The 12,823-nt window shown below is 52.3% G+C and carries 12 protein-coding genes; 7 read left to right on the top strand and 5 right to left on the bottom strand.

Annotated features, from left to right (window positions below; genetic code table 11):
- Window positions 1–6 precede the first annotated feature (6 nt).
- From EFBL_RS00335 to EFBL_RS00325, 3 genes are all read right to left on the bottom strand, one after another.
- Window positions 7–1,047 (bottom strand): DGQHR domain-containing protein, encoded by a 1,041-nt coding sequence (locus tag EFBL_RS00335; protein ID WP_096180132.1) that lies wholly within the window; start codon window positions 1,045–1,047, stop codon window positions 7–9.
- A 107-nt stretch (window positions 1,048–1,154) separates the two neighbouring features.
- On the bottom strand, window positions 1,155–1,847 hold the full coding sequence (locus EFBL_RS00330) for a 3D domain-containing protein (protein ID WP_096180130.1): 693 nt from the start codon (window positions 1,845–1,847) through the stop codon (window positions 1,155–1,157).
- Between the two features lie 153 nt (window positions 1,848–2,000).
- Window positions 2,001–2,972, bottom strand: coding sequence for an NAD(P)H-dependent flavin oxidoreductase (locus tag EFBL_RS00325; RefSeq protein ID WP_096180129.1), 972 nt, complete (start codon window positions 2,970–2,972; stop codon window positions 2,001–2,003).
- Between the two features lie 186 nt (window positions 2,973–3,158).
- Here EFBL_RS00325 and EFBL_RS00320 point away from each other — a divergent pair, with 186 nt between their 5' ends.
- Entirely contained in the window at window positions 3,159–4,385 is a 1,227-nt protein-coding gene (locus EFBL_RS00320) for an MFS transporter (protein WP_096180128.1), read from the top strand.
- A gap of 421 nt (window positions 4,386–4,806) precedes the next feature.
- On the opposite strand, the gene EFBL_RS00315 is transcribed toward EFBL_RS00320, so the two are convergent.
- Window positions 4,807–5,232 carry a VOC family protein gene (locus EFBL_RS00315; protein WP_096180126.1) on the bottom strand — a complete coding sequence of 142 codons (426 nt, stop codon included), beginning with the start codon at window positions 5,230–5,232 and terminating at the stop codon, window positions 4,807–4,809.
- Between the two features lie 192 nt (window positions 5,233–5,424).
- A complete protein-coding gene (locus tag EFBL_RS00310; protein WP_096180125.1) occupies window positions 5,425–7,041 on the bottom strand; it encodes a long-chain fatty acid--CoA ligase in 1,617 nt (538 codons plus the stop codon).
- A gap of 229 nt (window positions 7,042–7,270) precedes the next feature.
- Between EFBL_RS00310 and EFBL_RS00305 the strand changes: the two genes are divergently transcribed.
- From EFBL_RS00305 to EFBL_RS00280, 6 genes are all read left to right on the top strand, one after another.
- The gene (locus EFBL_RS00305; protein WP_096180124.1) at window positions 7,271–8,716 is read left to right on the top strand and encodes an OB-fold domain-containing protein; all 1,446 of its coding nucleotides are present in this window, start codon (window positions 7,271–7,273) and stop codon (window positions 8,714–8,716) included.
- A complete protein-coding gene (locus EFBL_RS00300) occupies window positions 8,694–9,875 on the top strand; it encodes an acetyl-CoA acetyltransferase (protein ID WP_096180123.1) in 1,182 nt (393 codons plus the stop codon). Before EFBL_RS00305 ends, EFBL_RS00300 begins: the two co-directional genes overlap by 23 nt.
- An 11-nt stretch (window positions 9,876–9,886) precedes the next feature.
- Window positions 9,887–11,032 carry an acyl-CoA dehydrogenase family protein gene (locus tag EFBL_RS00295; RefSeq protein WP_096180122.1) on the top strand — a complete coding sequence of 382 codons (1,146 nt, stop codon included), beginning with the start codon at window positions 9,887–9,889 and terminating at the stop codon, window positions 11,030–11,032.
- A gap of 76 nt (window positions 11,033–11,108) precedes the next feature.
- Window positions 11,109–11,564, top strand: a complete 456-nt coding sequence (locus EFBL_RS00290; protein WP_096180120.1) for a MaoC family dehydratase N-terminal domain-containing protein — start codon at window positions 11,109–11,111, stop codon at window positions 11,562–11,564.
- Between the two features lie 17 nt (window positions 11,565–11,581).
- On the top strand, window positions 11,582–12,010 hold the full coding sequence (locus EFBL_RS00285) for a MaoC/PaaZ C-terminal domain-containing protein (RefSeq protein ID WP_231705621.1): 429 nt from the start codon (window positions 11,582–11,584) through the stop codon (window positions 12,008–12,010).
- A complete protein-coding gene (locus tag EFBL_RS00280; protein WP_096180119.1) occupies window positions 12,007–12,822 on the top strand; it encodes an SDR family NAD(P)-dependent oxidoreductase in 816 nt (271 codons plus the stop codon). Before EFBL_RS00285 ends, EFBL_RS00280 begins: the two co-directional genes overlap by 4 nt.
- The last annotated feature ends 1 nt before the right edge of the window (window position 12,823 follow it).

The following is a 12,823-nucleotide window of genomic DNA, read 5'->3' as shown; positions in this document are numbered from 1 at the left end:
TGGTGGTTACCCTACCTGATCTTCGATGGTAAATTTCGGACTGGCTACGGGTTCTCTTGCTTTCACCGGCACTCCAAACACCATGTAGTTCAGTACCTGGGATACATACCGCTGACCGGGGATACCCGACGCGTAGCGAATCTGGCCGGTTCTCGACCAATCGAAGGAATGCATCTTCCACACCAGTTTCTTCACTTCGCCTTCATCGATCCATTCCTTGTCGGGGTGCCAGGCTGCTTCCAGGATGTTGCGGCCAACCATGGCACAGCTCATTAAGCCCATAACGCTGCGCAATTTGAAGGCGGTTTTGGAATTCCAGGCTTCCTCGAACACGCGGGCAATCTCGCGGAAGTAGACCATAATTGCAAGACGTTTTTTCTCCAGACTCAATTCTTCCAGAGGGGTTCCCTGAATCATAAGCTCAACTGCCCGCTTCAAATGATCAAGGGTGAAGGGACGATCCGTTGTTTTCTTTGTAACCACCACGACCAGATTATAGAAGGGCGAGTCGGACCGTTCCGCCAGGTCGATGGCAATACGGGCATATTCCTCCCTGTCCCGCTTGAGATAGACAAGCAGGGATTTGGTAAGTCCCACCTGATTGGTGTTGATCGTGTCAAAAATGGATACTTCCTCTTCCGGATACAACACATGAAATGCGAGGAACGGCACTGGCAAAGGCTGGTTGTTGTTCAGTTGCCGGTGATACTTGTCAATTCCCCCCAACCTGTGTTGTCCGTCAATCACTCGAGCGGGGCCTTGGCAGACCAGTCTCCCAAAATCAGGTGAGGCATTGTCATAAGGTTCGAACGTCCATTTGCCATCCGCATTCAAAATGATCGGGGTCAAACAGGCGTCGTCCTGCTGCAGGTACTCTGCGTAAGATAAAGCCCGGGCACTGTCAAATGGTCGCTGATATCCTGTCCCGTCCGGGTTGTTGTACAGGGGAATGGTTGACAATGCATCCGCATGGTGTGACATAAGATTTCCTTGGTAGATGACGCGGCCCTTTTGTTCCGACCTCACTACGCGTTCAATCGTCACCATTTTGGTTACTCCTTTCCGTCTTTCATCCTGAGTGTGTAGTTTAATATATGTGTGCTGGGCGCATTTATCATTTTGTCCAATAAGTAGTAGTATAAACCTTGCTTTGATTAGGAGTTTGGCGATGACAGAATGTAGACTCGCACATCCTTTTTCACGCCAAATTGAATCGCTTGTCCAAGGTTCTCCATGTAGACATCAATCCGGTTCCCCTTGATGGCTCCACCCGTATCTTCCGCAGTCCGGATTCCCACTCCTTCAATGTATACTTTGGTTCCGTAAGGAATGACACGCGGGTCAACCGCAATGGTCCGTCCTTCTGTGGCGCGTTTACCCGATGATGTAATCCCGTATGCCGGATGTCCCGGATACTTTCCTGTGGATTCCGGACCTGCCGTATAGGCAGTCAGGTGAAAAGTCAATACCTTGTCCACGCTCATGGGGGTGGAAGACTCGGCTTGTTTCCGCTCTTTGGGTATGGTCAGGATCTGGCCGATTCGCAGCGTTCGCGGATCCGCAATGTTATTGAAGGCCATTAGCGAATTCACGTCGGTTTGGAATTGCCGGGCCAGTTCAAACAGGGTATCACCTGCTTTTACCTTGTATGTCACAAAAAAATGATCATTTTTCAAACTGCCCGAGCGGGAAGCAAGTGCCGTGCCAGATGCCTGGGATGATGCCTCCCTGCCGTCTTCCTCGCCCATTGACAAGGGTTTTGCATAAGAGACAGAAACAAACGGTTGAAACAGCATTAACAACAGAGTCAGTAATCCCGGAAACAGAAAACCTTTCGATCTCAACATTTCAGTTTCTCCTCCCAAATTGGTATTACAGGAACTAGAATTGACCAATTTGGGAAAATATAAACCTCTCAGATCCAAAAACCGGGAATGATAGGGGATTGCATGCAAAAAACGAGGACCTCAAAGGAGACCTCGCTTTGCAATGGATACCTGTTATTCTGCAAATACGTTCTGAAGAATGTCCAGATTGGCAGACACTTCCCGTGCTTCCCGGGCCAATCTGCGAACCACATCGGCGGCACTGTCAATAGTATCAATCAATCCCACGCCTTGTCCGCAATTCATCCATCCTTCCTCAATCCGTCCTTCTATGGCCGCCACCCGGTTGTTCCTTCCCAATATGTAGGGGAGGAGTTCTTCCACGGTGGGCCGGGTCTTTTCAAATTCCAGAATCTTTTGCGCGAAAGGGGATTTCAGGACTCGGGTGACCCGCCCGATACTTCGTTCCATTACCATGGTGGCATCGTCTTTTGCCTCGATCAGCAGCTTCTTGTAGTTGTCATGAGCTTCACATTCCTTTGTCGCCACAAACAGGGTTCCCAACTGCACCCCTTCAGCCCCCAGTGCGAATGCGGCAACTACGCCCTGCCCATTGGCAATACCGCCAGCCGCCACCACGGGAACCTGCAATTCCCTGGATACTTGCGGAATCAAACTGAAAAGTGTCATCTCCAGGGGGCTGTTGTGCCCTCCCGCTTCAAATCCTTCGCAGATGACCAGATCAGCGCCAAGTTCCTGCGCTTTTAACGCATGTTTGACAGATGCGGTCATGATCATGATTTTCAGTCCGGCCTGTTTGAACAGGGGAACCAGCGGCTTCGGGTTGCCGGCAGACAGGCTGATGGCGGTCAGTTTGTCCTTCACCTCAAGGATTGCTTCAATGTAGGGCGTGTTGTCGGAATGCTCACTGACCGGAAGGTTGACTCCAAAAGGTTTGTCGGTCGATTCGGCAGCAATGCGAACCTGTTCCTTGAAGTTCTCGGGAGAGCGCCCAGCCGTTCCTACCTGGCCGAAGCCGCCCCCGTTGGACACGGCGGCGGCCAGCGCTCCATTGCCCACGTAGGCCAATCCCCCCTGAATGATCGGATACTGAATTCCCAACAGTTCACAAACCCGGTTTCTCATTGTCCATCCCCCTTGAAATACCTTTTTCTGTCCATTCGTTTCACTTCCGCTTTCGGAGTGCGCTTCATTCTTTGATTATAAAACATATGGAAGGGGAGTGGGGAAGGATATAAGATCGGCATTGTAGAATATTCAGAAACATAGAATGATAATGAATGAATATTCATTTTAGAAGGCGGTGGAAGAGTGGGCCAAGACAGGCGGATCTGGCTGTATGTGATAACTGGAATTCTGTTGAATGTAACCGCGTTGGGATTTGCAAGAATGGCATACGGCATTGTTATGCCGTTCATGCGGGATGGTCTGGAACTGAGTTATTCCCAGGCAGGCATGCTGGGAACTTCCACCGCCCTCGGGTATCTGGGTGTGGTAGTGTTTGCAGGACTGCTTGCCGCCCGTTGGGGAGCAAAGAAGGTCATTGTCATTGGCGGGTTTTTGATCACGGTGAGCCTGCTGTGCCTTTCCTGGGTCCCTTCTTTCGAGGGGGCGCTTGTGATGATGTTTGTTGCGGGTGCGGGAACGGCTCTTATCTTTACCCCCCTGATTGCGCTTTTGGTCGCCTGGTTTCCCCGGCGCAGAGGGACGGTAATCGGGTTTATGTCCAGCGGTGCCGGGATTGGTACACTGATCGCCGGCAGTGTCGTTCCCATTGTGATTGAAATGGTTCCCGGATCAGGTTGGCGTGCGGTTTGGGCCCTGTTTGGATTTTTTGCGCTTGTGACAACCGTTTGGGCATTCGTGATTTTGAAAGACCCGCCCCAGTCTGCCGTCACCACTCAAAGACCCCAGCTTAACTCCATCGATCTGGTATACAAGAACAAACAGGTACTTCTTACCGCTGTTGTGTACTTTTTTGCAGGCACTTCCTATATGATTCCCATGACATTCCTGCCGGGCTTTATGCTGGAATATTCAATGGATCCGGTTCTGGCCGGCTGGGTGGTTGCGTTGGGGGGCTTCTTGTCCATTTGGAGCGGTCCACTCTGGGGAATCATTTCGGACCGGATTGGAAGAAGGTTGGCGCTGTTGATGTCATCCGGGGCGATGATTGCGGGGATCCTAATCCCTGTGGCAACTCCCAGCGCCGCGGGTTTTGTTACAGGTCAGTTCGTTTTGGGAGTAACGATAGGGGGAATGCTGTCCTTGATTCAAGCCACTGCCACTGAACAGGTTCCGCCACCACTGATCAGTGTGTCCTTGGGGTATGCAACGGTGTTTTTTGCGGTTGGACAATTGATTGGACCCGGGGCGGCCGGATGGATCATTGACCATCTTGGAGGTTTCCGCAGTGCATTCCTGTTTGGGGCGATTGCCATCGCAGCGGGAACACTGATTGCCTCAAGAATCAGGAAAGAGACGGAGATTGGCGCCCCCATTCACCACGTTGAGTGCAATACAAAAGTGATGCGATAGAAAATGATGAACTGCTTTCCAGAGGTGGTGCGTTAATGTTAATCCAGCAGTTGATAAACAACTGCACGAAATAACCTTCCAAGATTGCCTTACTTCTTAATAGTGCTGCGGGGATGGAGATAGTTGCAGCAGTAGCCTATTATTTGTTCAACGGGGATTGACAGTTGAAAACACAAACGAAGGCTGCCATATAGGAAGCTTGTTTTGTTGAACGGGGCATTTTGTTGAACAATTTAGGGGAAATCCCTTCGAGCTAACATCACCCGCATAGGTAAAAAGTAATGAACATATGTATAAACCCTGATTTTGTGAAGAATGTCCTTTTGCTGTTTTCGGTAGATACCTATTTACTTGTAGAAATCCTAAGACAAACGGAGAACGGCTCCGTCGCAAACGATGCGAACAGAGCCGTTTTATTGCATTATTGATGTCCCTCAGTGTAAATTTGGAAGGTTACACCGAACTTGTCGGTTACAATACCGTAAGCAGGGCTAAAAAATGTTTCTTGCAGCGGCATGTTCACTTGACCGTCTTGCTGCAAGGCTTCATAAATTTGTTTTGATTTTTCCATGTCGTTAGTTGAAATACAAATGGTAACTTGATTTCCCTGTTGATGGGGTTGACCTGGAAACGTATCAGAAAGCATAAGGTCCGTTTCGCCAACTTTTAACATTGCGTGTGCGACACGATCCTTTGCATCTGCTGGTAAAGGAAATTCGGGGTTTTCCGGCATCTCTCCGAAAGTTTGGAGAAAGAGAACTTTGGCATCCAATGCTTTTTCGTAAAATTGGATAGCTTCCTTTGCATTTCCGTCCATCATTAAATAGGGGGTCAATCGCAATGTCATAATGAATCAGCTCCTTGGGTCCTAATTATTTTTTCGTTTCTGCTATGCTCGAAAATCGTACTGTCCACCGTTTGACACTTGCCAACGAAATCAACCACCCCCCATTATTACCCATAATTCGATTATATATCACAGAACATAAGGGACTGCCTCAAGCAGTAAAAACTACTTAGAGAGGCAGCCCATCTATCGTCAGGAAGCAAAATGATCCTGGAACTGGGAGCGAAGCGCCCGTTTCAGGAACTTGCCCACGGATGTCTTCGGAATCTCATCGAGGAAGATCACATCGTCCGGCACCCACCACTTGGCAAATCGTTCTTGCAGGTAGGTGAAGAATTCTTCTTTCGCAACTTTGCCTTTGAATCCTTCTTTCAGGACCACGAAAGCGATCGGGCGCTCATCCCACTTGGGGTGGGGCACGCCGACAACGCTGGCCTCAAATACGGCCGGGTGAGCCATCAACGCATTTTCCAGATCCACGGAAGAAATCCATTCACCTCCGCTCTTCACCAGATCCTTCGTGCGGTCCACAAGCTTGATCGTTCCTTCTTCATCGACGACCGCCACGTCACCTGAGTGGTACCATCCGTCAACGAAAGTATCTCTCGATCGTTCGTCCCTGTAATATTCATCGGCAATCCAGGGGCCGCGAAGCAGCAATTCGCCCATTTCCTGTCCGTTCCAGTTCACATCTTCCCCCGTTTGCCCCACTACCCTCATTTCAAGCCCCGGTACCAGCAGACCCTGCTTGGAACGAATGTCGAGCATTTCGTCGTCTGACAGTCCTTTTTGGTAGCTCTTCAAGCGGGATACGGTCACCACCGGGCTGGCTTCTGTCATGCCGTATGCGTGCAGGAAGGGGATGCCATATTTTTTCTCATAAGTGTGAATCAGGCTGCGGGGGGCTGCCGATCCTCCGCAAACAATTGCCCGGATGCTGGACAGATCGTAGTTTCCTTCTTCGATGGCTTTCATGACACCAAGCCAGACGGTGGGAACGCCTGCCGTAAGGGTTACTCGCTCTTGTTGAATCAATTCCAGCAGGACATTGGGAGTCGGCATGGGTCCGGGCAGGACTTGTTTGGATCCAAAACAGACGGCTGCGAAGGGCATTCCCCAGGCGTTCACATGGAACATGGGAACGACAGGCATCAGACAATCGGCCTCCGACAGCCCCAATGTGTCAGCAAGGCCCAGGCACATGGTATGGAGATAGGTGCTTCGGTGCGTGTAAACAACTCCCTTGGGGTTCCCGGTAGTGGCGGATGTGTAGCACATTCCTGCGGGAGCATTCTCGTCCAGATCTTGCGGGAATTGAAAGTTCGGATTCCCCTGAGCCAAAAGCTGTTCATAAGAATAAACAGGCGAAAGTGTGGTAGGAGGAAGTTCCGGCTTGTCAGTCATGACTACGAACGCCTTTACAGTCTTCAATTGGTCCTTGACCTTTTCGATGGCGGGAAGCAAATCTTCATCCACAAACAAAACCTTGTCCTCCGCATGATTGACGATATAGGCTATATGTTCGCCGGACAAACGGATATTGATAGTATGCAAAACCGCGCCCATGCAAGGAACTGCGAAATATACCTCCAGGTGACGGTGATGATTCCATGCGAAAGTCCCCACCCGTTCTCCCCGTTCAACCCCGAGTGATTCCAGTACACTGGCCAGCCGGCGGGTACGATTGCCGTATTCCGCATAATTGTAGCGGAATATGCCTGCACTTGTACGGGATACGATCTCTTTCTTCGGAAATACTTTTTCCGCCCTTTCCAGAAAAGAGCGGAGTGTCAAAGGAAAATTCATCATGGCAGATTCCTCCCCAAAAATTCGTAATCGAAACAATAGAAAAAATATTCAATCATAATTATACGCCTTTCCAGTCAACTCAGGTCAAAAATTTTTCGGACATGGCATTGAATGATCATTCATTTTTCAATTCAATTTTTTCTATACATGTTGTAGAATGAATTCATATAAAAACCTAACGACCGTTCGGTTCAAAAACAGGACGAAAAGATTCTGGGGAGGGGTGCCTGTGGCAGGGATTGTTTCTTACGGGGCGTACATACCTTACTACCGGCTGGAGCGGAAAAAGATGGCAGAGGCGTTTGGCGAACGTGCCATGGTCGGCGAGAGGGCAGTGGCCAATTTTGACGAGGACAGCGTGTCCATGTCGGTCAATGCGGCATTGGATTGTCTGCAGGAGTTCGCCGGAAGGGAAGTCGATGGGGTATTCTTTGCGACAACAACGGCTGCTTACGAAGAGAAGCAGGCGGCAGGCACAGTTGCGGCAGCTCTTGATCTGAAAAGCAATGTACGGGTCGCGGATGTAACCGGGTCGCTTCGGGCTTCCTCAGCCGCCATGTTATCTGCTCTTGATATGGTGCGGGCGGGGGCGAAGGGAGCGCTGGCCGTAACCGCCGACTGCCGACTGGGAGCGCCCCAGGGGCAGAATGAGCAGTTGTTCGGGGATGGCGCAGCCGCGTTTCTGTTTGGCTCCGGCGACGACGTTATTGCAAAGGCTGTTGCCGTTCACAGTCATAGCCGGGAGCAAATCGGCGGTTGGAGAAACAAGGGAGACAAGTTTGTCCACTCCTGGGAAGAGCGGTTTGTTCAGACTGTGTACGGGGAGACGGTGGGTGCCAGCGTACGGGGTGTCCTGGAAACCGCCGGTATGCAGCCGGGCGATTTTTCCAGGATTGTGATGGCGGGGCCGGCTCCCAAGGCGCAAATGGCCATTGCAGGGATGCTTGGATTCCAGAAGGAGCAGTTCCAGGACCCGTTGACGGACAGTGTGGGCATGACAGGGACGGCACATGCTCCCATGATGCTGGTGGCTGCACTTGAACAAGCCAGGCCGGGCGACAAGATTCTCTTTGTCAGCTTTGGGGAGGGCAGCGATGCCATTGTATTTGAAGTCACCGCTGCCATCGAACGTTTGCCCAGGCGGTTAGGTATCTCCGGACATCTGGCGTCAAAAAGCAACCTCATCCGATATGCCGATTATCTGAAGTGGAGAGGCGTTCTTCCTGCAGAACCCCCTCGAAGGCCGGAAACACCCAGACCCTCCGTGACCGCCATGCAGCGGAATTACCACCAAAACCTGGCCCTGTACGGTTCCAAATGCCTGGAGTGCGGCACACCGCAGTTTCCGAAACAGCGTGTGTGCGTGCAATGCCAAGCAAAAGACAGGATGGAAGACTACCGTTTCTATGGAAAGACTGCAAGAATTGCGACTTACACGATTGATTACCTGGCTGCAAGTCCCGCACCTCCCACAGTTGTCGCGGTGGTGGATTTCGAAGGCGGAGGACGGATCATGTGTGAAGTGACCGATTGCGACCCGGCTGAGGTGCGAATCGGAATGGAGCTTGAAATGACCTTCCGCAGATTGTATCAGGCAGGAGGAATTCATAACTATTTCTGGAAGGCGAAGCCGTATAGGAGGGTTGCAGAGCATGAGCAAAGGAATCACAGATAAAGTCGCGGTTATTGGAATGGGGTGTACCCGGTTTGCCGAGCACTGGGACAAGAGCGCGGATGACCTGCTGGTGGAAGCGGCTTACGAAGCGTTTGCCGATGCCGGGGTGGAACCGAGCGACATTGACGCCTGTTGGCTGGGAACCTTTGCGTCGGGGTTGTCCGGGTTAACCTTGTCCGGGCCTTTAAAGACGCAGTACATTCCGGTAACACGGGTCGAGAACATGTGCGCCACCGGGTCGGAAGCGTTCCGCAACGCTTGTTACGCGGTAGCTTCCGGGGCTTATGACATGGCGCTTGCCATTGGGGTTGAGAAGCTGAAGGATTCCGGCTACAGCGGATTGGCGGTGGCGGAGCCGCCCAATGACGGGACAACACCTCCGATTACCGCACCGGCTGCCTTTTCGTTCCTGGCACCGGCCTATTTTTCCAAATACGGATTGGACCCGGAAAAAGGGAAGGAAGTGCTGACACGGATCGCCTGGAAGAACCACCGGAACGGGTCGCTGAATCCGAAGGCCCAGTTCAGAAGTGAAGTACCCCTCGAGGCGATTGCCAAGTCGCCAATGGTGGCGGCTCCCCTTGGCATCATGGACTGTTCGGGCGTGGCGGATGGTGCGGCCGCCGCGATCATCGTGAGGACGGAGGACGCCCCTAAATACCGGAAAGATCCGATGTATGTAAAGGCGCTGACAATTGCGGCTGGTCCCGGAGATGGCGTGCTTCGGCAGGATTTTGATTTCACGTCGATCCGGGAAAATGTGATGGCCGCCAAAGAAGCCTACAGGCAGGCGGGCATTACAGACCCGCGCAAGCAGATCGATATGGCGGAGGTGCATGACTGTTTCACTCCGACAGAACTCGTGATCTACGAAGATCTGGGTTTCAGTGAGCGAGGCAAGGCTTGGCAGGATGTGCTGAACGGCGTGTTTGACCTGGAAGGGGAACTGCCGGTCAATCCGGACGGCGGGCTGAAATCCTTCGGCCATCCCATTGGGGCCAGCGGATTGCGGATGCTCTACGAAATGTACCTGCAGTTCCAGGGCAAAGCGGGCAAGCGGCAGCTTCCGAATCCCAAGATCGGATTGACTCACAACCTGGGCGGCTTCCCGTGGCAGTGCGTGTCGTTTATTTCCATTGTGGGAAAAGAACTGGGATAGGGGGTATATCCATGAGTCACCTGTACCTCAAGGAGGAACACAGGATGTTCCGCAATACGCTGCGAAAGTTTCTTGAGAAAGAAGCGGTGCCTTTCTACGATCAATGGGAGAAAGAGCGGATCGTGCCCCGTTCTTTCTGGAAAAAGATGGCCGATCAAGGATATCTGTGCCCCGGAATTGATGAGAAGTACGGCGGTGCCAACGCCGACTGGGGGTATTCGGTCGTAATCATCGAAGAACTGGATCGGGTGGGGGCAGGTCTCGGCGGTATTTCGCTGCACAATGAAATCGTGGTTCCCTATATTACCGCTTATGGAACGGAGGAACAAAAACAGCGCTGGCTTCCCGGTTGTGCCAACGGCGACACCATTACCGCCATTGCCATGACCGAACCGGGTGCAGGTTCCGATTTGGCAGCGATCCGAACCACAGCGATCCGTGACGGTGACCACTATGTGCTGAATGGACAGAAAACGTTTATTACCAATGGAATCCACGCCGATCTGGTGATGGTTGCCTGCAAGACCGATCCAAAGGCCAATCCGCCGCATAACGGCATCAGCCTGATTTTTGTGGAACGGGGTACACCCGGTTTCAGTCGTGGACGGAAGCTGGACAAAATCGGCCAACACAGCCAGGACACCGCCGAGCTGATTTTCGAAGACTGCCGGGTGCCTGTGGACAACCTGCTGGGACAGGAAGGAAAAGGGTTTTACTACATGATGGAGAAGCTTCAACAGGAGCGGCTGCTGGTTGCCATCGGGGCGGTTGTCGGTTCTGAGCGGATGCTGGAACTCACGATTGACTACGTCAAGACACGGGAAGCTTTCGGCAAACCGATCAGCAAGTTCCAGAACACCCAGTTCAAGGTGGCGGAAATGGCAACCGAAATCGCCGTCAGCCGGGCCTTCGTAGATCAGCTGATTGCCGATCACATGGCGGGGAAAAACGTGGTGACGCAGGTTTCCATGGGCAAGTGGTGGACCACCGAAATGGCCAAGCGGATCGCCGCACAATGTCTGCAGCTGCACGGCGGATACGGCTATATGGAGGAGTACGAGATTGCCCGCCGTTACCGCGACACGCCGGTTGCCGCCATCTATGCGGGCAGCAACGAGATTATGAAGACCATTATCGCCAAAAACCTGGGACTCTAGAGTACCTCAGAATCCCTTATTGGGAATAAGCAGTAAGATGGGCTGAAAGACAGGCAAAAATGAGCGAGGTGGAAAAATGACGAAAGACATTGAGAAGTTTATCGGGCAAGAGTTTGAACCGTATACGTTTCAGGTGGAACAGGGCAAGATCAAAGAGTTTGTGCAGGCGATCGGGGATGGCAATCCGATTTACACCGACCGGGAGCAGGCTGTTGCAGCAGGGTTCCGGGATGTGACCGTCCCTCCCACGTTTGCGACAGTGATTGACTTGTGGGGCGGCCGCGACTTTTTTCAGATCTGTGAGGCCTTGGAGCTGAACCCCTTGAAGGTGCTGCATGGAGAGCAGGAATACGAATACCTTGTGGAAATCAATCCCGGAGATGAGATCACCGCAAGGTCGAAGGTGACCCATGCCGTGTCCAAACCGAGCTCCAGCGGTGGAATGAACCTGCTGACAATGGAAACCGTTTACACCAATCAACGGGGTGAAACGGTCCTGATTGCACGTTCTACCGTTATTGAACGCTTTTGATAAAGGGGGTAAGCAGGATGAGCCAAGAGATGCAAGCAATTGGGGTCGGACAGGAACTGCCGTCCCTTGTAAAGGAAGAGATTACCCATGTCCAGTTGGTGAAGTATGCGGGTGCGTCCGGTGATTTTAACCCGATTCATACGGTGGTTCCGATTGGGGAAAAAGCAGGCTTGGGCGGTGTCATAGCCCATGGCATGCTGATCATGGGGTTTGCCGGTCAGGCGATTACCACTTGGTTTCCCCGTAAGAACCTGCGGCGTTTCAAGGTGCGTTTTGTTGCCATGACCCGGCCCGGTGAGGAGATCACAGTGAACGGCAAAGTGATGGAAAGAATCACTGTTGGCGGGGAGTCCCGGCTTCTGTGTGAAGTTATGGCGCAGAATTCCAACGGAGAAGTCAAACTGAAAGGCGAGTTTGAAGTGGCAGAGGAGGAGAAGGGACAATGAGAATGCTGGAAGGAAAAGTTGCGATTATTACGGGGTCCGGGCGGGGAGTCGGCCGGGCAGCCGCTGAAATGTTTGCGGAACACGGAGCAGCTGTAGTGATAAACGATCTGGATGAGGGGCCTGCTACGGAAGTGGTGTCCGCCATTAAGGAAAAAGGCGGTCAAGCCATCGCCGTAGTCGGCAGTGTAACCGATCCCGGGTTCCCCAAGCGGGTGTTTGAGGAAGCAGTCGGTGCCTTCGGACGTGTGGACATTCTGGTAAACAACGCAGGCTATACATGGGACAGCCTGATTCACAAAATGACAGACGAGCAATTCCAGGCCATGCTGGATGTTCACCTGATTGCTCCTTTCCGTTTGATTCGGGAAGCGACCCCCTATTTCGTCGGGGCTGCCAAAGAAGAAGCCGAACAGGGGCAGACTCCATCCGTCCGAAAGATCATCAATGTGTCCTCCGTGTCCGGCGTTATGGGAAATGTGGGGCAGGCCAACTATTCTTCTGCCAAAGCAGGTGTAATCGGTCTCACCAAAGCGGTTGCCAGGGAGTGGGGGCAGTTTAACATCAATTGCAACGCTGTTGCTTTCGGCCTAATCGATACCCGTCTGACCCAGGCCAAGGAAAAAGGGGAAAACATCGACGGCATTGCCCTCGGAATTCCGGAAAAAGTCCGCCAGATGATCGAAATGCAGATTCCCCAGCGCCGTGCGGGTACTCCGGAAGAAGCCGCAGGAGCGATCTTCTACCTGGCATCTCCCCTGTCCAACTATGTAAACGGCCACGTACTGAACATTACCGGCGGATCCTACACTTGAT

Source organism: Effusibacillus lacus (genome assembly GCF_002335525.1).
GTDB classification, from domain to species: Bacteria; Bacillota; Bacilli; order Tumebacillales; family Effusibacillaceae; genus Effusibacillus; species Effusibacillus lacus.
Note: the sequence above shows the minus strand (reverse complement) of the source record. Positions and strands in the feature narration are given on the sequence as shown.